The sequence below is a fragment of the Superficieibacter sp. BNK-5 genome (assembly GCF_047456055.1).
Lineage (GTDB): Bacteria > Pseudomonadota > Gammaproteobacteria > Enterobacterales > Enterobacteriaceae > Superficieibacter.
Genome location: NZ_CP179893.1, coordinates 1,077,929 through 1,098,005 on the forward strand (window position 1 = coordinate 1,077,929; position 20,077 = coordinate 1,098,005).

The window sequence follows — 20,077 nt, forward strand, 5'->3', positions numbered from 1 at the left end:
GTATAGCGCGCCGTTAACCTCAGCGATTTTCCTGTATACTCTCGCCATCATTTACCAACGGGATGTCACCATGAACGACAGTGAATTTCATCGCCTTGCCGACGCGCTATGGCAAACCATCGAAGAACGTCTGGATGACTGGGATGGCGATAGCGATATCGACTGTGAAATTAACGGCGGTGTGTTGACCATTACTTTTGAAAACGGCAGCAAAATCATCGTCAATCGTCAGGAACCGCTGCACCAGGTGTGGCTGGCGACAAAGCAGGGCGGCTATCATTTCGATCTGAAAGGCGATGAGTGGATTTGCGATCGTAGCGGCGAAACGTTCTGGGATTTGCTGGAGCAGGCGGCAAGCCAACAGGCGGGTGAAACGGTGAGCTTTCGTTAAAGGTTAAACGAGCGCAGGCCGGATAAGGCGCAGCCGCCACCCGGCGAAATTACGCTGAAGCTTCCGCTGTGATTCTGCCCGGTGGCGCTGCGCTTACCGGGCCTACAGGTTACGAGCAACTCGTTGATATAGCAGATTTTGTAGGCCGGATAAGGCGCAGCCGCCACCCGGCGAAATTACGCTGAAGCTCCCGCTGTGATCCTGCCCGGTGGCGCTGCGCTTACCGGGCCTACAGGTTACGAGCAACTCGTTGATATAGCAGATTTTGTAGGCCGGGTAAGGCGCAGCCGCCACCCGGCAAAACAGCGCTATCAGGAGAAGTACTGCTGTAACAACGGCGCGCCGTTATCCTGATTAGCTGGCGGAATAGTAAGCGGCTGGTTGCGGAATGGAATGACCTGCACGCGACCGTCAATTTTCACAATCTGATAGAACTGCGGCAGGTTGAAATTGATAAAGCTGGAGCCGTAGGTGAAACGGTCGTGCGACGACGAGTAGAAGCGGCTGACGTCGCGCACCAGCTCTTCTTTGCTACCTTCACAGTGATGATAAACCTCGGCGCGGTTGCTCTCGTCGAGTATATAAATGTTAAAGCCGTTGTCGTCGCTTGTCCCCTCGAAGAAAAACTGAATAATCCCTTCGCTGGCAAAACCGTCAACTACCGCTGGCAGTTCGACCTGATTGGTCTCCACCTGCACCGACAAACCATGTAACTTGTTATGGGAAATCGCGCCGTAGAACTCAATGGCGTTTTCCAGCTTCTGCACGGAAACGTTCAGGCGTTCGAAGAACAGTCCCCACGTCTGGCCTGCCACGCGCAGCGCTTTGAAGCGTCCGGTCTCCTGACGGGTGCTGGAGAGGCGCAGTTCGATACATTCGGAGACCAGTTGCTGCACGCGGGTGCGGATCAAGCCGCGCAGGTGCTGGCTGTAGCAGAAGACGTCAACGCTATCCGGCGGCGCGGCATCCTGATGCATTTTGCCGAGGATGGTTTTAAACGCTTCGATCATCGCCTGCTCGCCATTGAAGTGCAGAGTACGCACCTCATTCCACGAGTTGCGGTAGAGGAGATCGACGCTGCCGACCAGACAGTTTTGCTGTTCGCCAAAGCTAAAGACGTCCAGCTTGCGGAAGTCAAAGTGAACCACCTGATTGCGGAACGCCGCCGTCGGGTCATATTCAAGGTTGACGATAATCGCCAGATGGCGAATTTCACACGGGCTGTAGAGCGCTTTCGGCGTCGGGGCGGGCAGACGCAGCGGGAAGTGATGGGAAACCTCCGCCACCATCTCCTGTAGTTTCGCTAAATCGACAACCTCATTGCCTTTGACAAACAAGTGGGTACGTGAGGTCAAAAGACCGTTAAACCACGCCCAGGCCACCAGTTTATTCAGGTATCGGTTATATTCCAGCGGCTGATGGCTGACGATAGATTCCATGTTTGGCGCACGGTTATACAGATACCAGCCGGTGCGGTTGGCACGGCCCGGCGGCACATGGATAAAGGTCAGGTTCGGCTCGGAGAGATCCGGTGAGATTTGCGGGTTAACCAGCGTTACTTTACCCGGCAACGCTTCAAAAGCGGCGTACAGTTTACGCGTCAGCACGCCGATATCTTGCGGGCTGGCGGAAACGCTGAGGTTGTTGCGGCGGGCAAAACGGATAAGGTTGCGGTAGCTCTGCATCATGGCATCGAGCAGTTCGTTATGCGCTTCGCGCACCTGGTCGATTTTCCAGTTAGCCCGGTTATCCAGCATGGCGAGACGGCTTTCGTCCCATCCCCATTCGCTCACTAAATGACTGATCACTTCACGACGCCAGCCGACGCAGGCGCGTTCCCGGCTAAGCTTTTCACAGACTTTTAAATAAAAACATCGACGCACAAGATCAAGGCGCGTCATGTCTTCAATGGCCGTAAGGTAAGTGGTCACCCGTTCGAGCATCATGCAATAAGGGTCGAGACCAAAAGAGACGATCTCCCCGTCGTGCAGACGCTGTTTAATGTCTTTTGCCAGCAGGCGCGTGTCGGGATACTCCCACGAATACGCCTCCAGCAGCAGGGTTTTCAACACCGCTTTATAGGGTGAATCGATGCTTTTATAAAGCTGCCACAGACTGGCACCGAAATACTCTTCAGCGGAAAGCGAGCTTAATCCGCCGAGATCCAGCCATTCGTTCGGGGTCAGCACGCCCTGCGCATAGAGCGTCATCACGTAATCATCGTAATGTTCTTCTTCGTCGCCGGGCACCATATTCCACAGAATACGCTTGCCCGCGAGGCGCACGGCGGTACGGTAAAATTCATCAAGCAGAAGGATATGCTGGGTGGAACCGCAGTCTTCGCCACCCAGGCTGCCGCTTTCGTTATGGCGGAAACGGTTCTCATCAATCAGGAAGAAACTGACCTCAACGCCTAATGAGGCAGCCCAGGACTCAAGCAGGCTGCATTTACGCTGCAGCAACTGGCGCTCATCGTTGTCGAGCCAGGCCTGGTGGCACACCCAGATATCAAGGTCAGAGGAACAGCTCTGCCCTACCGATGAGGTGCTGCCCATGGAGTAGATGCCGGTAATCGGCAGTTCGCCTTTCGCCGTTTCCTGCGGCGGCATGCCCCGGTACAGTTCAAGTTCATCAAGGTAGTGGCGTTGGGTTTCATCAGGCGTGTAAAAGCAGATGCCCTGGGGAACGTTACCGTCAAGGTAACCCGGCATCAGCGGATGGTGATAATGCAGCAATGTCGGCAGTAGACTGTAAACCTGCTGGAAAGCAGGCCCCATAGCAGCCAGCGCGCGATCGACACGCAGTTGGTTTATGGCATCCAGTCTCTGTTTTAACGTCTCAATATAGAGGTACAAGACATATCGCCTGATGTGTGAAACCTGAGTCCCTGAGCAGCGACGGCGGCTCAAAGCAGGAGGTTTCAGTAATTCAAATAAACGTCCCCGCTTGTCGTCCCTCTGATTTGGTGATGCAGACGAACAAATGGCTTAAAACGTGATCAATCTAACACCTTGCGCATTGACCGTAAAGAAAGAAGCACTACATACCATTGTAGCATCGTTTGCCGGGTGTAAATCCTGGGCTACGCTTCCCTCCGTCCTTCCCGCGAAAACTGACATCCCGCTGACAAGAGTGTTAGGATGGGACGTAGATGACAATGACGGTAACAAGCATGTTAGACAATGTTTTAAGAATTGCCACGCGCCAAAGCCCGCTTGCGCTGTGGCAGGCACATTATGTCAAAGATCGCCTGATGGCCTGCCATCCGGGACTGAGCGTTGAGCTGGTTCCGATGGTGACAAAAGGCGACGTGATCCTTGATACCCCACTGGCAAAAGTGGGCGGCAAAGGGCTGTTCGTTAAAGAACTGGAACTGGCGCTGCTGGATAACCGCGCGGATATCGCCGTCCATTCCATGAAAGATGTCCCCGTTGAGTTTCCGCTGGGGCTGGGGCTGGTGACGATTTGCGAGCGCGACGACCCGCGCGACGCCTTTGTCTCGAATCACCACGACTCTCTGGATGCGCTGCCTGCAGGCAGCGTGGTTGGGACGTCAAGTTTACGCCGCCAGTGCCAGATAGCCGCACTGCGCCCGGATCTCATTATCCGTTCCCTGCGCGGTAACGTGGGCACGCGTCTGAGCAAGCTGGATAACGGTGAGTATGATGCCATTATCCTCGCCGTCGCAGGGTTAAAACGGCTTGGCCTGGAATCACGCGTGCGCGTGGCGCTGCCGCCAGAACTCTCTCTGCCTGCGGTCGGCCAGGGTGCCGTCGGGATTGAATGCCGAATGGATGACGATCGCACCCGCGAACTGCTTGCGCCGTTAAATCACGTCGAAACTGCGATTCGGGTCAAGGCGGAGCGCGCGATGAATACCCGCCTCGAAGGGGGATGTCAGGTGCCAATTGGCAGCTATGCTGAAATAGTGGATGGCGAAATCTGGTTACGGGCGCTGGTCGGCGCGCCGGATGGTTCACAGGTCGTTCGCGGCGAACGTCGGGGCAAACCGGAAGAAGCAGAGCAGATGGGCGTTTCACTGGCGGATGAACTGCTGGCGAACGGCGCGAGGGAGATCCTCGACGAGGTCTATAAAGGAGAATCACCGGCATGAGCATTCTGGTCACCCGTCCCGCTCCGCAAGGAGAAGCATTAGTGAGCCGACTGTGCGCACTTGGGCAGGTGGCCTGGAGCTTTCCGCTGATTGAATTTATGCCGGGGCGCGAACTGCCGAAGCTCAGCCCCCTCCTTTCCAGCCTGACCGCCGACGATCTGGTGTTTGCCCTCTCCCGACACGCGGTGGAGTTTGCCCACGCGCAGATTCAACGTCAGGGCGCGTCATGGCCCTCCGCGCCGCGTTATTTTTCTATTGGCCGCACCACCGCGCTGGCGCTGCATACCGTGAGCGGATACGACATTCGCTATCCACAAGATCGGGAAATTAGCGAAGTATTGCTACAATTACCTGAATTACAGAACGTTGCGGGCAGGCGTGCGCTAATCCTGCGGGGTAACGGCGGTCGTGAACTGTTGGCGGAAACGCTGACGGAGCGGGGTGTTGAAGTTATATTTTGTGAATGTTATCAACGTAGTGCAAAACATTACGATGGTGCGGAAGAAGCGATGCGCTGGCAAAATCGTGGCGTCACCACTCTGGTGGTAACCAGCGGGGAGATGTTGCAACAGCTCTGGAGTCTGATCCCCCAATGGTATCGTGAGCACTGGTTACTCCGCTGTCGGCTACTGGTCGTCAGCGAGCGTCTGGCGCACCTCGCCCGGGAACTGGGCTGGCAAGATATTCAGGTCGCTGATAACGCTGACAACGATGCGCTGCTGCGCGCATTACAATAAATTTCATAATGGGAAGCCATAATGACGGAACAACAAACCTCCTCTGCCGTGGTTGAAGAGACCAGGGAGGCCGTGGACACCACGCCACAGCCACAAAAAGCTGAGAAGAAAGGCAGAACCAACACCGCGCTGGTGCTTAGCGTTGTCGCCATCGCCATTGCACTGGCTTCCGGCGTCGGTCTGTATAGCTGGGGCAAACAGCAGGCTGGTAAGCAAACGGCGAACAATGATGCGCTGGTAAACCAGATCGCCGCGCTGCAAAAAGCGCAGGAGACGCAAAAAACCGAGCTGGAAGGCATTATTAAGAAACAGGCGACCCAGCTTGATGACGCGGGACGTCAGCAAACGGCAATGGCGAAAGAGCTTAATGACGTTCAGCAAAAAGTAGCCACTATTTCCGGTAGCGATGCTAAAACCTGGCTCCTGGCGCAGTCCGACTTCCTGGTAAAACTGGCCGGGCGTAAGCTGTGGAGCGATCAGGACGTCACCACGGCAGCCGCGCTGCTGAAAAGCGCCGATGCAAGCCTGGCGGATATGAACGATCCGAGTCTGATCACCGCTCGCCGGGCAATTACCGACGATATCGCCAGCCTGTCCGCTGTCTCACAGGTGGATTACGACGGCATTATTCTCAAGCTGAATCAGCTCTCCAACCAAATCGATAACCTGCGTCTGGCAGACAGCAATGACGATGATTCACCGATGGATTCGGACAGCGAAGAGCTTTCCAGCTCTCTTGGTGAATGGCGCGCGAACCTGAAAAAAAGCTGGCAGAGCTTTATGGACAGCTTTATTACCATCCGCCGCCGCGATGAAACGGCTATTCCCCTGCTGGCCCCGAATCAGGACGTCTACCTGCGGGAAAACATTCGTTCCCGTCTGCTGGTAGCGGCGCAGGCGGTACCGCGTCATCAGGATGAGGTGTACAAACAGGCGCTGGATAACGTTTCCACCTGGGTGCGTGCTTATTACGATACCGATGATGCGACCACCAAAGGGTTCCTTGATGAACTGGATCAACTCAGTCAGCAAAGCATCACCATGGACGTGCCGGAAACGCTGCAAAGCCAGCCGATTCTGGAAAAACTGATGCAAACGCGGGTGCGTAACCTGCTGGCGCAGCCTGCGGCCGGTGAATCTGCCCCTACGGCGGCGGCTGAGTCAGCCCCAGCCGCTGCGCCACAAGGAGAGTAATGATGATAAAGGTCTTATTACTCTTCGCACTGCTGCTGGCGGGTATTGTGCTCGGTCCGATTGTCGCCGGGCATCAGGGCTACGTGCTGATCCAGACGGATAACTACAATATTGAAACCAGCGTCACGGGGCTGGTGATCATCCTTGTTCTTGCGATGGTCGTGCTGTTTGCCGTGGAGTGGCTCCTGCGCCGCATCATGCGTACCGGCGCGCATACCCGCGGCTGGTTTACCGGCCGTAAACGCCGCCGCGCGCGCAAACAAACCGAACAGGCGCTGCTGAAACTGGCGGAAGGCGATTATCAGCAGGTCGAGAAGCTGATGTCGAAAAATGCCGATCACGCCGAGCAGCCGGTGGTGAACTATTTGCTGGCAGCGGAAGCGGCACAGCAACGTGGTGACGAAGCTCGAGCGAATCAACATCTTGAGCGCGCCGCCGAGCTGGCGGGCAATGATGTGATCCCGGTCGATATCACCCGCACGCGTCTGCATCTGGCGCGTAATGAAAATCATGCGGCACGCCGTGAGGTTGACCGTCTGCTGGAAGTTGCGCCGCGCCACCCGGAAGTGCTGCGTCTGGCCGAACAGGCCTATATCCGTACCGGAGCATGGAGTTCGTTGCTGGAGATTATTCCTTCGATGGCGAAGGCCGACGTCGGCGATGAAGAACATCGTGCCGCGCTGGAGCAGCAGGCGTGGATTGGTCTGATGGATCAGGCGCGCGCCGATCAGGGCAGCGAAGGTCTGAAAGACTGGTGGAAAAATCAGAGCCGCAAGACACGCCGCCAGATCCCGCTTCAGGTCGCCATGGCCGATCACTTAATCGAGTGCAACGATCATGACACCGCGCAGCAGATCATTATTGACGGCTTAAAACGCCAGTACGATGACCGTCTGACGTTGCTTATCCCGCGTCTGAAGACCAATAATCCTGAGCAACTGGAGAAAATTCTCCGCCAGCAGATCAAAACGGCGGGCGACCGTCCGCTGTTATGGAGTACGCTGGGCCAGTCACTGATGAAACATGGCGAGTGGCAGGAAGCCAGCCTGGCCTTCCGCGCCGCGCTGAAACAGCGTCCTGACGCGTTTGACTATGCGTGGCTTGCTGATACGCTCGACCGTCAACATAAGCCGGAAGAAGCGGCGGCGATGCGCCGTGACGGTCTGCTACTGACGTTGCAAAACAATCCGCAGCCGTAAATCCTCCCCTGCCCGGCGGCGCACCGTTGCCGGGCACACTCCTGATGTCTTCCATAAAAAAACGCCTGCTCTGAAACCAGAGCAGGCGTTAAAACAGGTCTGTTTGACAACATAAATGGGTGCTTCACTCAACGTTATGTCCATGATGTTTGATGAGGCCGAAGCGACATCTGGCAGGTGGACGATAAGCACCGTAAACGGCTCTGCATCATTCCTGGGTTTATGAGGCCGTAAGGCGAACATAAGAGATGGAATGAGCATCTACATACAGGATTATTACACACTGCTCATCCGCCTGTCATCCCGCTGCGTTAAATCCAGAGCATTCTGGATCGCCTGTTACAGCGAAACGCGTTGTATAAAAAGGCAATCAGGACAGAGAGTCAATTAACGTCTGACGAAAGAAGAAAGTTGGAGGATATCAACGCGGAAACGTAGAAAGATGCGGAAAACAAAAAACCCCGCCGAAGCGGGGTTCAAAATTGGTCGGCGAGAGAGGATTCGAACCTCCGACCCACTGGTCCCAAACCAGTTGCGCTACCAAGCTGCGCTACTCGCCGATGTACTGCTTTTTGACTTTTTAGTTCAATTTAAGTAGTGGTGCGAGGGGGGGACTTGAACCCCCACGTCCGTAAGGACACTAACACCTGAAGCTAGCGCGTCTACCAATTCCGCCACCTTCGCATTCCACAAAACGCTTAAATCTAATGGGGTGGCTGATGGGGCTCGAACCCACGACAACCGGAATCACAATCCGGGACTCTACCAACTGAGCTACAGCCACCACTGAAATCTTTTTACGCGGTATAAAACCACCGCAGCTCCAGCACCGGGTTAATGGTGCGCCCGACAGGATTCGAACCTGAGACCTCTGCCTCCGGAGGGCAGCGCTCTATCCAGCTGAGCTACGGGCGCTTAGCGCCGTTGCGGGGGTGGATAATACGGACTTCCCACCCCTCTGTCTAGTGCCTTTTTAAATAAAATGCGCGTTTGGTTATGCTTTGCGCACTTTGCCGCTTATTACTTCACTTTCTGCGCAGAACTGAAGCGATTGAGGCCAAATACCTTATAAATAAGCGTCACGGCAGCCATAAAAATAATCCCGACAAAAAGCGACAGTCGCGTATCGGCGTTAAAACCCATCCCGATTAACACGCAAATCAGGAACGCCATCGTCAGATAGTTGGCCCACGGGAACAGCACAGAACGGAACGGGTGACTGGCAATCGCCTCTTTATGCGCACGGCGAAAACGCAGCTGGCTAATCAGGATCACAAACCATGGCACCATGCCTGGCAGCACGCTGGCGCTATAGACATAAACAAACACGCGCTGCGGATTCGGAATGATGTAATTCAGACATGAACCGATAAGCAAGATGACGATAGATATCGCCACGCCTGCAACTGGCACGCCGTTACGCGACACTTTCGCCATCGCAGCAGGCAACTGACGGTTTTTTGCCAGCGCATAGAGCATACGCCCGCAGCTGTACATCCCGCTGTTGCAGCCGGACAGCGCAGCGGTCAACACGACAAAGTTGATGATACCCGCGGCCGCGGTAATGCCAACCTTCGCGAAGGTAAGAACAAACGGGCTGCCGTTAGAACCAATTTCATTCCACGGGAAGATAGTGACAATAACGAAGATCGCGCCGACGTAAAAAATCAGGATACGCCACAGCACCTTGCCTACCGCGCTGCGCAGCGTGACCTGCGGATTTTTCGCTTCGCCAGCGGTAATGCCGATCAGTTCCACGCCCTGGTAAGAGGCGACAACAATACACAGCGCCGTCAGGAAGCCTTTCCAGCCGCCGGCAAAGAAACCGCCATGCTGGGTAAGATTGCCGAAGCCGATGCTATGACCGCCGTTACCGAAACCAAAGAAGATAACGCCAAGCCCCACCACGATCATCACGATGATGGTGGTGACTTTGATCATCGCAAACCAGAATTCAATCTCACCGTACAGACGCACGGCGGCGAGGTTTGCCATAGCCACCAGCGCGACAGCAATCAGCGCAGGTATCCACTGCGCCATCTCCGGGAACCAGAACTGGACGTAAACGCCTATCGCGGTAATTTCCGAGATGCCTACCGCCATCCACATAAACCAGTACGACCATGCGGTGAGGTAGCCAAAGAACGGGCTCATATAGCGGTGCGCGTAGACCGCGAAGGAACCGGTGACCGGCTCAAGGAAGAGCATTTCGCCCATCGATCGCATGATGAAGAAGACAAACAGACCCGCAATGATATAGGCCAGCAAAACGGACGGCCCGGCCCATTTGAGGGTGCTTGCCGCGCCCATAAACAGGCCCACGCCGATAGTGCCCCCAAGGGCGATAAGTTCGATATGCCGGGCTTCCAGTCCTCGCTGAAGCTCCGGTTGTTTCTCAGCCATAAATCCTCTGTGCTTGCAAATTTCCGGGCGATGCCGGTTCTTTTTATGAGTAAAAACATTTCTTATGCGCATCAACGCGCACGAATGGTTTAACAATTTTCGTTAAATGGCAAATAAAGGATTAAAGAAGTGAATGTATTGCACAATAAACAGGCAGGAGGAAGGTTCGGTAAGTGAAGCGTAATTCGGCAACATTACAACGCAGAGGCTGCTGTTGGCTGCGTGCCCGGTGGCGCTGCGCTTACCGGGCCTACAGGGATACTGATAAGTCAATGAAGCGTAGGCCGGGTAAGGCGAAGCCGCCACCCGGCAGAGAGGCACCCGCGTTACATCTTGCCGGTATAGTGCCAGCTCAGATAACGCAGCAGGCGGATCTGGCGGCTAATACGGCTGGGTTGAGACAGCAGCCGATAGAGCCACTCCAGCCCGAGATTCTGCCACACCTTCGGCGCGCGTTTTACGTGCCCGGTAAAGACATCATACGTCCCGCCCACGCCCATATAGAGCGCATCAGGATGGATCAGACGGCAATCGCGCATCAGGATCTCCTGCTTCGGCGACCCCATGGCAACGGTCACAATTTTCGCCCCGCTGTCGCGGATACGCTCAAACAGCGCCGGGCGCTGCTCGGGCGTAAAATAACCGTCCTGACTGCCGACAATATTCACGTTCCACTGTCCGCGCAATTTCGCTTCCGTCTGCGCTAGCACTTCTGGTTTGCCGCCGAGCAAAAACACCGGCGTGCCTTCTGCACCAGCCCGCGCCATCAGCGCTTCCCATAAATCCGCACCGGCTACCCGCGATACCTGCGCATCAGGATATTTTTTACGCACCGACCGCACCACGCTGATGCCATCGGCATACTTGAATTCCGCCGCTTCAATCAGGCCGCGCACCTCGGCGTTGTCTTCCACCGCCAGCATTTTTTCCGCGTTGATAGCAACCAGCGTTCCCCTGCGCAGCGCACCGTCAGCGTAGAGATAATCCAGCGCATGCTGCATATCGCGCCAGCCAATGAGCTTCAGGCCACGCAGAGTATAAGACGGAGCGGACGTTGTATTCGTCATGAGTATCCTTATCAGACTTGAGGTTGCGGCAGCGGCCGGAAACGTCTGCGGATCAGGCCCGCGCTTTCAAACAGCCAGTACAACAGTTTGGCCGCCAGCAAACAGAGGCCGAAAATTGCCAGGAAAAAGACCACGCGCGAAACGAATGAGTCCAGCCCTTCACGCGCCAGTACGATCATATTGAAGATTGCGCCAAAACAGAAACTGTGCAGGATCGCCGATTTATAGCGATTCGTCTCCCGGATGCCCAGGGTATAAAGCCAGTCGAACCATTTGATTATTAGCCCCACGGTAACCGCGCCGAGCGGAATAAACCAGGCTCCGCCCATCACCACCAGCGAGCCAATCAGCGTCGGCGAGATCGCCAGTCCGGAATGGTTGTTAAGCACTTCCCAGGTAAAATAGTTGGCCGTATTCAGCACAATCCCCGGACGGTCCGGCCACAGCCAGGTGGGGATAAACACATAGAAGTCGCGCACGATTGGCGCCAGCCCCTGAAACTCGATCTTGTCGTAGTTTTGCAGCAGCAGCGCCAGGTTTTCCCACGGCGAGAACGTATCGCGCGTCAGATACAGGAAGGTATAAAACGCCTCGTCGCCGCTGACGTTCAGCCCGTAGCGCTTGAGCGCCAGCCAGAACATGCCGACAATGCCAAACGCCCCCGCTGCCGCCAGCATCCACAGCGAAATCCAGCCGCGAATAATCCCGATGAACAGGAAAATGGCAAAGGCGATGATGATATTGGCACGCGTCCCACCGACGATCATATAGGTCAGCATGCCGAAGGCCACGGTGCTGACGAGGAAAAACAGCCACGCCTGAGCATCCTGACGCAGGAAATAGAGCACCAGCATCGCCGGAATAAAGAAGTAGAAGAAGCGCTTCAGGGCCACGCCGGACACTTCGCTGGAGAAGATTTCGCTGTAGGAGTGCAGCCTGAACAGCAGGAAACCGTTATGCATAAAGAAAATGCCAACACTCAGCAGCGCAATGCCCATCAGCAGGATCCAGGTCAGGTGCGTCTCGACCCGGTTCATGGTGAACAGCGGTCGCCGTGGCGTCAGGCGTTCGGCAGAGCGCAACCGCGTTTTGTACGTCACATAGTAGACCGCATAGAAGCAGGCCGCAGCCAGCAGCGCCTGGAGCAGGATTTCCGGAGGCGCCACGCCAACGTCGAAACGAAACACCAGAATGCAGGTCAACGGAAAGCCAAAGAAAAAAGTCAGCAAAAACAGCAGCGAAAAGAAAACGTTAAAGTTAAAGCGCACCCGCCGAAACTCGAAGTACGTCAGCGTGGCGATAAACAGCGTAGAGAGCAGCCAGACCACCAGCAGGCCGCAGAACTGCATCTGACTCATGCTTCTTCTCCTGCCGCAATTCGCAGCGCCCGGTGCCACGGCTTCAGGTAGTTGGGCCGGAAGAACGTGATGCTGTTTTTATCAACTAAGGCCAACTGGCGCTGAGCTTCCCGGACGACGGCTTCATTCAGCGTGTCGGTGGTAAACAGCACCGGAATATGCTGCTCCGTCATATCCTGCCAGAACGGATTTTCCCGGTTCAGTACGCAGGGCACGCCCGCCTGGATCAGCAAACATAGCGTGCCAATTCCCTGCTGGCGGGCAAAGATAAAGTAGCCCAGGTCACAGCGCTTCAGCAATGCCAGATAGTCATCAAACTCCAGCTTCTCGCTGAGGATCTGCAGATTCTCCTCGCTGAACAACGCCAGCCCGGCCTGACGTACTTCGGCAATATACGCCTCATTATTGGGCGGATAGCCCATAGGCACAATCGCGTTCACCGTGTCGCCAAATTGCTGATGCACGGCTTTTAACGCGGCAACGTGCTCGTTACTGCGATCGCCGGAATTGCCAATTAAGACCGTCAGCTTGCCGTCACGGTGAAGGGTGTCTGCCATGGTATTAAGTGAAGGCTCCATCCGGGTCGGGAAGTAAAGCAGCTCGCCACGCACCTCTGGATGACGTTCGGCGAAATAGCTCAGGTCGCCGCGCGTGGCGAAAACGCAGCCTACCCGGCCCTGTGCCAGACGACGCAGCGGATAGAACAGGCGGAATTTTAGCCCGTGCGAGATCTCATACAGATCCGCCCCCCAGATATGCCAGCTCACCTGTTGCGGCTTGATGCCACCACTCAGCAGCGCCAGCCACAGACCGGTGTTAAACTGGCCGTGGAAGAAAAAGCGCTGCGTCCGGTCGGCTTTCGCCCTGGCGATCACGGCCTGCGCCAGCGTTTTTTTATCCGGGTAAAAGGTCAATGACAGCGCCGGAAACACCGCGCCGCTTCCCACGACCATAAACTCGCGCGCGTGCTCGCCCGTGGCGGCAAGTTCATCATTGAAGAACCGCAGGACGGTCTGGTTGTGATGTGGGACGTCCGATCCCAGTACATGTATCAGTGCTGTCATGCCCGTCTACGCCAAAGTAAAAATACGCCGCTACAGAGCGTGAAATAAATAATATACGTCGCCATATACGCCTGGGCTGCCCCCAGCGCGCCATGCGCAGGGATCAACCAATGCGAAAAGGCCATCAGCAAAATAAACTGGCTGATTTCGGCCAGGATATAGAATCGCAGTGAGGCTTTGGCGATCACCAGATAGCCATAGACGTAAGCACCCACTTTCAGTACGTCGCCGACCAGTTGCCAGGCAAAGAGATCGCGCATCGCCGCAAACTTTGTCGAAAACAGCAGCCAGATGGCGAAATCACGCAGCAGCCAGACGGTAAAACTGGCCGCCGCCACCGCGGGCAGCACGAACGTCAGCGATCGGACAATCTCCCGGCTAATCTCCTGCTTCGTCGTCAGCCTGGAGAGCGTCGGCAGCAGGTAAACGCTAAACGAGGCGGTGATGAATTGCAGGTAGGCATCAGAGATGCTGCTCACGCCCTGCCAGATCCCTACATCGTCCCAGCTATAATGCGCCGCCAGCAGGTTTCGCATCATCACATAGGCCACCGGCAGCGTCACCGAGGTGATCAGCGCCATCAGGGTAAACTTGCCTAACTGCCCCGCCAGCCATTTGTCCCACTGCGGCTTGAGATAGCGCAGCGGAATGGTACGGCGTTTTATCAGCACCAGCGCCGCCGGGATCGCTACCAGCGCAGGCACCAGCGCCAGCCCCAGCAGCGCGCCTTCGTAGCCGCCGAAACGATAACAGCCATAATAGGCCACGACACCGATAATACTGCCCGCAATCAGCGCCAGCGCATTGCCCGCCGCATCGCGAAATCCTTTAATAAACGCCAGCAGCAGGTTGGCCCAGGCAATGCCCATCTGCACCAGCGCGACCAGGCGCACCAACCCCTGATAATGGGTATGCCCGAACAGCCCCTGGCTGATGGGCGCAGCGGCCAGTAGAAAGATCAGCGCCAGCAGCGTGGAGAAGCCCAGCACCATCGCCGACGAGGTGCCGACCACCGTGCGCAACTGCGCCGGATCGTCATGCGCCTGGGCGACGAATTTGGTCACACCGTTAAAAATGCCTGCCCCGGCGAGCACGCCGAGGACGGTCACTAACTGGCGGAAGTTACCCGCCTGACCCACGCCTGACGGGCCGTAGGAGACCGCCAGCAGTTTGACCACCAGCAATCCCGCGCCGATTTTCACCAGCGTGGACGCGGCAGTCCACACTGAAGCCTTCGCCAGCGACATCTCAGGCGAAGTAACTTAATAACGAGTTGATCACCGTGCGCTGATTTACAGGAGCCAGGTTGAAGAACAGCGGCAGGCGAAGCAAACGCTCACTTTCACGCGTGGTATAACGATTCTCACCAAAAAACTCGCCGAATTTCTCGCCTGCAGGACAATCATGCAGCGGGATGTAGTGGAATACCGCGAGGATTTCCGCTTCTTTCAGCCACGCAATCAGGCGGCTGCGATCTTCCATATCGCGCAGCTTGATATAGAACATATGCGCGTTATGAGCGCAGTCTGACGGGCAGGACGGCAGCTCAATACGCCCGGCTTTCGCCAGCGGCGACAGCGCGTCGTAATAGGTCTGCCACAGCGCCAGACGCTGCTGATTGATGCGATCCGCCGCTTCCAGCTGCGCCCACAGGTAGGCCGCCTGCAAATCGGCCATCAGATAGCTGGAGCCGATATCGCGCCAGGTGTATTTATCCACCTGACCACGGAAGAACTGGCTGCGGTTGGTACCTTTCTCGCGAATGATTTCCGCCCGCTCGATTAGCTTGCGGTCGTTAATCAGCGTCGCGCCGCCTTCGCCGCCGGCGGTATAGTTTTTCGTTTCGTGAAAGCTAAAGCAGCCGATATGGCCGATAGTGCCCAGCGCGCGGCCTTTGTAGGTAGACATCACGCCCTGCGCGGCATCTTCGACTACAAACAGGTCGTGCTTTTTAGCGATCGCCATGATGGTGTCCATCTCGCAGGCCACGCCCGCGTAATGCACCGGGACAATCGCACGGGTTTTATCGGTGATGACCGCTTCAATCAGCGTTTCGTCGATGTTCATGGTATCCGGACGGATATCGACGAAAATAATTTTCGCGCCGCGCAGCACGAAAGCGTTGGCGGTGGAGACAAAGGTATAACTCGGCATGATAACTTCATCGCCCGGGCCGATGTCCAGCAGCAGTGCCGCCATCTCCAGCGACGCGGTGCAGGACGGCGTCAGTAGCACTTTTGCGCTGCCAAAACGCTGCTCCATCCACTGCTGACAGCGGCGGGTATAGCCGCCGTCGCCGCAGAGCTTGCCGCTGCCCATTGCCGATTGCATATAATCGATTTCGGTTCCCACCACGGGAGGCGCATTAAATGGGATCATCTTGTCACCTGTATAGCCAGAATGCGGTGCTTTCTACGTTCGCGCCGCTCTGAATGTAACGTTTAAGCGCGGCGGTGTTGCCCATCTGGGTCGCCACCCGCACTGTTTTTTTGCCGCGAGCCTGCGCCCAGTTCAGCGCCGCCTGCATCAGTTCTGCACCCGCACCACGTCCTGCCAGCAGGCCGATACGCGCATCGGTTTCATTAAGTTCACGCAGCGAGACATAACCGCGAATGTCGCCGCTTTCTGCCCGTAATAGCAGGCACTGGTGATCAAAGGTGCCGCGCACCGCATTTTCTATCCACCGGGCATAAAAACGTCCGCTGTCCTGCGGCGGATACCACGGCGCACGAAAACGGCTCAGCGCGAAGTCCTGCGCCGCCATGTCACACAGCGCCGGGATATCCGCCTCTGTCGCCACTTCAGCGGCTACAGAGGCTCCAGGTCTCACCGTAAGCGCCAGATCGACCTCGCCTTCCACCACCCGAAAACCTAATTGTTGCAGCGCATCCAGCCAGTCTGAGCGGTCTGTCGGAATTTTTGCCTGCACCCGTGCCCAGCCGGAGAGTGCTCCGGTGGTCAATTCCGCCGCGCTGTCGTCAAGGCGCACAATGGCGCTTTTCAGACCAAAGAACTGGCTTTCCCAGTCGAGCGGCTCCACGCGGGCGCAAAGCATCAGTGCCAGACCCCTTTGGTATCGACTACATATTGCTGGGTCAGGCTGTCACCGCTAATCGCTTTAAATTCATTGTGATCGACCAGCATCACCAGCACATCGGCGTCGTTCAGCGCCTGCTGCGTATCCACCAGCGTACAGTAACCGGCCAGTTTTTTCGGCAGCTCATGAATATTCGGTTCTACCACCAGCGTTTCACCGCTGTGCCAGTCGGCGATCAGTTTGGCGATTTCCATCGCCGGGCTTTCACGTAGATCGTCGATGTTCGGCTTAAAGGCCAGACCGAAGCAGGCAATTTTAATCTCGCTGGCCCGCTTGCCGCTGGCGGTCAGGCAGTCGGCAACGGCTGCTTTCACCTGGTTAATCACCCAGTGTGGCTTATAGTCGTTCACTTCACGCGCAGTGCGGATGAGGCGTGCCTGGTCGGGGTTTTGCGCCACGATAAACCACGGGTCAACCGCGATACAGTGGCCGCCCACGCCCGGACCGGGCTGGAGAATGTTGACTCGCGGATGACGGTTCGCCAGACGGATCAATTCCCAGACGTTAATCCCCTGATCGGCACAGATAAGGGAAAGCTCGTTCGCAAAGGCGATGTTGACGTCGCGGAAGCTGTTTTCCGTTAGCTTACACATTTCCGCGGTGCGCGAGTTAGTCACCACGCACTCGCCTTCAAGGAAGATCTTATACAGCTCACTGGCGCGCGCCGAGCACACCGGCGTCATGCCGCCGATTACGCGGTCATTTTTAATCAGTTCAACCATTACCTGACCGGGCAAAACACGCTCCGGGCAGTAGGCGATGTTGACATCCGCCTGTTCGCCCGCCTGCTGCGGGAAGCTCAGGTCAGGGCGCATTTCCGCCAGCCACTGAGCCATTTGTTCGGTGGCACCCACCGGCGAGGTGGATTCGAGGATCACCAGCGCGCCTTTTTTCAACACCGGAGCGATGGATTTTGCCGCCGCCTCGACGTAGACCATGTCCGGCTCGTGATCGCCTTTAAATGGCGTTGGCACCGCAATCAGCCAGGCATCCGCTTCGACCGGCGTCGTGCTGGCACGCAGGTAACCGCCCTCGACGGCGGCTTTGACGACCTTATCGAGATCCGGCTCGACGATGTGGATTTGCCCGCGATTAATGGTATCTACCGCGTGCTGATTAATATCCACACCGACCACCTGCTTCTGTCGGGAAGCGAAAGCGGCGGCAGTAGGGAGGCCAATGTAGCCGAGGCCAATAACGGAAATGGTATTAAAACTCATAGCGTTACCTGATTGTTTTTCAGTGCATCCAGAATGCGTTCACACGCTTTGCCGTCACCGTAAGGATTATGGGCGCGGCTCATCGCCTGATACTCATCGTCGTCATACAGCAGGCGCGTGACCTGCTTAACAATATCTTCGCGATCCGTGCCCACCAGACGCACCGTACCTGCCTCAACGGCTTCGGGACGCTCGGTAGTGTCACGCATCACCAGTACCGGTTTACCCAGTGAGGGCGCTTCTTCCTGAATACCGCCGGAATCGGTCAGGATCAGCCATGCGTGATTCATCAACCAGACGAACGGCAGGTAGTCCTGCGGCTCAATCAGGATCACGTTATCGACGTGCCCAAGAATGCGATTTACCGGCTCGCTGACGTTGGGGTTCAGGTGAACCGGATAGACAATCTGTACGTCGCGATTTTGTGCGGCGATGTCTGCCAGCGCGTGACAGATTTGCTCAAAGCCTTCGCCGAAGCTTTCGCGACGATGGCCGGTGACCAGAATCATCTTTTTGCCATTGCTGAGAAACGGGTAACGCGCGGTCAGTTCAGCGCGCAGCGCTTCATCCGCCATCACCCGGTCACGTACCCAGAACAGCGCGTCAATCACGGTGTTGCCGGTCACGAAAATCTGTTCATCGAGGGTATTTTCATCGCGCAGATTCTGGCGTGAATTTTCCGTCGGCGCAAAGTGCCATGTGGCCAGGCGGCCGGTTAGCATCCGGTTGCCTTCTTCCGGCCAAGGAGAATTGAGATCGCCGGTACGCAGTCCCGCCTCAACGTGCCCCACCGGAATACGCTGATAAAACGCCGCCAGACTGGTGGCAATCGTCGTAGTAGTGTCGCCATGAACCAGCACCACGTCTGGTTTAAAAGACTCAAGAATAGGTTTCAGACCCTGCAAAATACGGCAGGTAATTTCGGTCAGCCCCTGGCCCGGACTCATGATGTTGAGATCGTAATCCGGGACAATAGAAAAAAGGTGCAGCACCTGATCAAGCATCTCCCGATGCTGCGCAGTGACGCATACTTTCGCCTCAAAATGAGGATCCTTTGCCAGCGCATGAACCAGAGGTGCCATCTTAATGGCTTCTGGCCGAGTGCCGAATACAGTCAGTACTTTCACATCGATTCTCTTCGATTGGATAATGAAGGCCAGCGGCCTTCATTACAGATGCGGCGTTTAGCGAACACGGCGGCGCACTAATGCAACCCCGGAGCCTATTAACGCACCCACAATGCCCCACATGATCATCAGGAAGGCGCGGCGAGGGCTGTCACGTTTTACAGGTTCTTCCGGCGTACGCAAATACCGATAGGTCTGAAAACGCGGATCCAGTATGGGGCCAACATTCAGCGTCGTCAGCATTGCCCGGTTCTGATCGTAATCCAGATCAAATTCCGGTCCTACGGACTGTAAATTTTCCAGCCTGGCCTGAAGCATTGGGCGTCCCAGCAAGAACAGTTCAGAATCGGGTAATTCATCTGCCGGCACATCGGTTTCACTGCGGGAAATATTATGCTGCTGGGCGACGGTTAACGCCTGCTCGATGTTTTTTACCCGGCGATCGTAAATCGCTTTTGCCACCGCTTCCTGGCGTTTCACCTGCGCTTTCATCTGGATAGTACGCGCAGACCAGGCCCCTTTCAGTTCATCGTTCAGATGACCCGCTGCGCGCTGGCTGGCGAAGGCCACATACTGACGCAGCAAGTTATTGGCGTCCTGCGCGGTTTCCGCCGTCAGTTTAACGCTATCGCTGATGCTTTTAAGCGCATCGCCCGGTGTGAACTGAATATCGTTAATCAGATCGTCCAGCAGCGCCGCGTCAGCTCTGGAGTTGCCGACCATCCGCTGTTTGTAATAGTCAGTTTGTGACCAGAAATCCCGGCGAGTATCCCAGGAAGCCAATTGCACAATGAACTCTTTGTAGGAGTCGTCCATTACCGATGGCTGCTCAACCGGCACCTGATTTGCCCTGGCGTCGAGATTGCGTAAAAACTGCTGCTGAGAATAGAAGCCGCCCAGCATATTCACGGTAGGCCGGTCAGTAATTGCCGTCGCGCCCCATTCCTGGCGCGCAAAGAAAGTGTAAAGCAGAGCAACCAGAGCAAACAGCAGCGCCATTCCCACTATCCAAAGCTTTCCTGCCCACAAAGTACGAAACAGACCGCGAATATCCAGTTCATTCTCAGCGCTCACTGACTGTGCTCCTGGTAATGGTTGAGTCATCT

16 protein-coding genes and 4 tRNA genes are annotated in these 20,077 nt (G+C 56.1%); 5 read left to right on the forward strand and 15 right to left on the reverse strand.

Going from position 1 to position 20,077, the window contains the following annotated elements:
• The first annotated feature begins 70 nt into the window (after positions 1–70).
• A complete protein-coding gene (cyaY, locus tag ACMGGS_RS05205; protein WP_414165297.1) occupies positions 71–391 on the forward strand; it encodes an iron donor protein CyaY in 321 nt (106 codons plus the stop codon).
• Between the two features lie 311 nt (positions 392–702).
• Here the strand turns inward: cyaY and cyaA are convergent, their stop codons facing one another.
• On the reverse strand, positions 703–3,246 hold the full coding sequence (gene cyaA, locus ACMGGS_RS05210; RefSeq protein WP_414165298.1) for a class I adenylate cyclase: 2,544 nt from the start codon (positions 3,244–3,246) through the stop codon (positions 703–705).
• A 317-nt stretch (positions 3,247–3,563) separates the two neighbouring features.
• Between cyaA and hemC the strand changes: the two genes are divergently transcribed.
• Genes hemC through hemY form a run of 4 tightly spaced genes read left to right on the forward strand, consistent with a single transcriptional unit; the run spans position 3,564 to position 7,635 of the window.
• Positions 3,564–4,505, forward strand: a complete 942-nt coding sequence (gene hemC, locus ACMGGS_RS05215) for a hydroxymethylbilane synthase (protein ID WP_414165299.1) — start codon at positions 3,564–3,566, stop codon at positions 4,503–4,505.
• Positions 4,502–5,242 carry a uroporphyrinogen-III synthase gene (hemD, locus tag ACMGGS_RS05220; RefSeq protein WP_414165300.1) on the forward strand — a complete coding sequence of 247 codons (741 nt, stop codon included), beginning with the start codon at positions 4,502–4,504 and terminating at the stop codon, positions 5,240–5,242. The genes hemC and hemD overlap by 4 nt, the downstream gene beginning before the upstream one ends.
• Before the next feature lie 21 nt (positions 5,243–5,263).
• Positions 5,264–6,436: a uroporphyrinogen-III C-methyltransferase gene (gene hemX / locus ACMGGS_RS05225; RefSeq protein WP_414165301.1), complete on the forward strand. Its 1,173-nt coding sequence runs from the start codon at positions 5,264–5,266 to the stop codon at positions 6,434–6,436.
• Between the two features lie 2 nt (positions 6,437–6,438).
• Positions 6,439–7,635 carry a protoheme IX biogenesis protein HemY gene (gene hemY, locus ACMGGS_RS05230; protein WP_414166202.1) on the forward strand — a complete coding sequence of 399 codons (1,197 nt, stop codon included), beginning with the start codon at positions 6,439–6,441 and terminating at the stop codon, positions 7,633–7,635.
• Positions 7,636–8,118: 483 nt separating this feature from the next.
• Here the strand turns inward: hemY and ACMGGS_RS05235 are convergent.
• The 14 genes from ACMGGS_RS05235 to wzzE form a co-directional block, all read right to left on the reverse strand.
• Positions 8,119–8,195: transfer RNA gene (locus ACMGGS_RS05235), tRNA-Pro, on the reverse strand.
• Between the two features lie 38 nt (positions 8,196–8,233).
• Positions 8,234–8,319, reverse strand: a tRNA-Leu gene (locus ACMGGS_RS05240).
• A 24-nt stretch (positions 8,320–8,343) separates the two neighbouring features.
• Positions 8,344–8,419, reverse strand: a tRNA-His gene (locus tag ACMGGS_RS05245).
• Between the two features lie 54 nt (positions 8,420–8,473).
• Positions 8,474–8,550: transfer RNA gene (locus tag ACMGGS_RS05250), tRNA-Arg, on the reverse strand.
• Positions 8,551–8,655: 105 nt separating this feature from the next.
• The gene (gene thrP / locus ACMGGS_RS05255) at positions 8,656–10,038 is read right to left on the reverse strand and encodes a bifunctional threonine/serine APC transporter ThrP (protein ID WP_414165302.1); all 1,383 of its coding nucleotides are present in this window, start codon (positions 10,036–10,038) and stop codon (positions 8,656–8,658) included.
• 326 nt (positions 10,039–10,364) lie between these two features.
• Complete coding sequence (wecG, locus tag ACMGGS_RS05260) at positions 10,365–11,105, reverse strand: lipopolysaccharide N-acetylmannosaminouronosyltransferase (protein WP_414165303.1); 741 nt, start codon at positions 11,103–11,105, stop codon at positions 10,365–10,367.
• An 11-nt stretch (positions 11,106–11,116) separates the two neighbouring features.
• Positions 11,117–12,463, reverse strand: coding sequence for an ECA oligosaccharide polymerase (gene wzyE / locus ACMGGS_RS05265; protein ID WP_414165304.1), 1,347 nt, complete (start codon positions 12,461–12,463; stop codon positions 11,117–11,119).
• Positions 12,460–13,527 (reverse strand): TDP-N-acetylfucosamine:lipid II N-acetylfucosaminyltransferase, encoded by a 1,068-nt coding sequence (locus ACMGGS_RS05270; protein ID WP_414165305.1) that lies wholly within the window; start codon positions 13,525–13,527, stop codon positions 12,460–12,462. Before ACMGGS_RS05270 ends, wzyE begins: the two co-directional genes overlap by 4 nt.
• Entirely contained in the window at positions 13,524–14,774 is a 1,251-nt protein-coding gene (gene wzxE / locus ACMGGS_RS05275; protein ID WP_414165306.1) for a lipid III flippase WzxE, read from the reverse strand. The genes ACMGGS_RS05270 and wzxE overlap by 4 nt, the downstream gene beginning before the upstream one ends.
• Position 14,775: 1 nt before the next feature.
• Positions 14,776–15,906, reverse strand: coding sequence for a dTDP-4-amino-4,6-dideoxygalactose transaminase (gene rffA / locus ACMGGS_RS05280; protein ID WP_414165307.1), 1,131 nt, complete (start codon positions 15,904–15,906; stop codon positions 14,776–14,778).
• A 4-nt stretch (positions 15,907–15,910) separates the two neighbouring features.
• On the reverse strand, positions 15,911–16,582 hold the full coding sequence (gene rffC / locus ACMGGS_RS05285; RefSeq protein ID WP_414165308.1) for a dTDP-4-amino-4,6-dideoxy-D-galactose acyltransferase: 672 nt from the start codon (positions 16,580–16,582) through the stop codon (positions 15,911–15,913).
• The gene (gene wecC, locus ACMGGS_RS05290; protein WP_414165309.1) at positions 16,582–17,844 is read right to left on the reverse strand and encodes a UDP-N-acetyl-D-mannosamine dehydrogenase; all 1,263 of its coding nucleotides are present in this window, start codon (positions 17,842–17,844) and stop codon (positions 16,582–16,584) included. The genes rffC and wecC overlap by 1 nt, the downstream gene beginning before the upstream one ends.
• Positions 17,841–18,971: a non-hydrolyzing UDP-N-acetylglucosamine 2-epimerase gene (wecB, locus tag ACMGGS_RS05295; protein ID WP_414165310.1), complete on the reverse strand. Its 1,131-nt coding sequence runs from the start codon at positions 18,969–18,971 to the stop codon at positions 17,841–17,843. The genes wecC and wecB overlap by 4 nt, the downstream gene beginning before the upstream one ends.
• Before the next feature lie 57 nt (positions 18,972–19,028).
• Positions 19,029–20,075, reverse strand: coding sequence for an ECA polysaccharide chain length modulation protein (gene wzzE, locus ACMGGS_RS05300; protein WP_414165311.1), 1,047 nt, complete (start codon positions 20,073–20,075; stop codon positions 19,029–19,031).
• Positions 20,076–20,077: the final 2 nt, after the last annotated feature.

Bases quoted from the DNA above. Each gene is read 5' to 3' on its own strand.
- cyaY (WP_414165297.1), top strand. From the start codon at position 71: ATGAACGACAGTGAATTTCATCGCCTTGCCGACGCGCTATGGCAAACC.
- hemC (WP_414165299.1), top strand. From the start codon at position 3,564: ATGTTAGACAATGTTTTAAGAATTGCCACGCGCCAAAGCCCGCTTGCG.
- hemD (WP_414165300.1), top strand. From the start codon at position 4,502: ATGAGCATTCTGGTCACCCGTCCCGCTCCGCAAGGAGAAGCATTAGTG.
- hemX (WP_414165301.1), top strand. From the start codon at position 5,264: ATGACGGAACAACAAACCTCCTCTGCCGTGGTTGAAGAGACCAGGGAG.
- hemY (WP_414166202.1), top strand. From the start codon at position 6,439: ATGATAAAGGTCTTATTACTCTTCGCACTGCTGCTGGCGGGTATTGTG.
- thrP (WP_414165302.1), bottom strand. From the start codon at position 10,038: ATGGCTGAGAAACAACCGGAGCTTCAGCGAGGACTGGAAGCCCGGCAT.
- wecG (WP_414165303.1), bottom strand. From the start codon at position 11,105: ATGACGAATACAACGTCCGCTCCGTCTTATACTCTGCGTGGCCTGAAG.
- wzyE (WP_414165304.1), bottom strand. From the start codon at position 12,463: ATGAGTCAGATGCAGTTCTGCGGCCTGCTGGTGGTCTGGCTGCTCTCT.
- ACMGGS_RS05270 (WP_414165305.1), bottom strand. From the start codon at position 13,527: ATGACAGCACTGATACATGTACTGGGATCGGACGTCCCACATCACAAC.
- wzxE (WP_414165306.1), bottom strand. From the start codon at position 14,774: ATGTCGCTGGCGAAGGCTTCAGTGTGGACTGCCGCGTCCACGCTGGTG.
- rffA (WP_414165307.1), bottom strand. From the start codon at position 15,906: ATGATCCCATTTAATGCGCCTCCCGTGGTGGGAACCGAAATCGATTAT.
- rffC (WP_414165308.1), bottom strand. From the start codon at position 16,582: ATGCTTTGCGCCCGCGTGGAGCCGCTCGACTGGGAAAGCCAGTTCTTT.
- wecC (WP_414165309.1), bottom strand. From the start codon at position 17,844: ATGAGTTTTAATACCATTTCCGTTATTGGCCTCGGCTACATTGGCCTC.
- wzzE (WP_414165311.1), bottom strand. From the start codon at position 20,075: ATGACTCAACCATTACCAGGAGCACAGTCAGTGAGCGCTGAGAATGAA.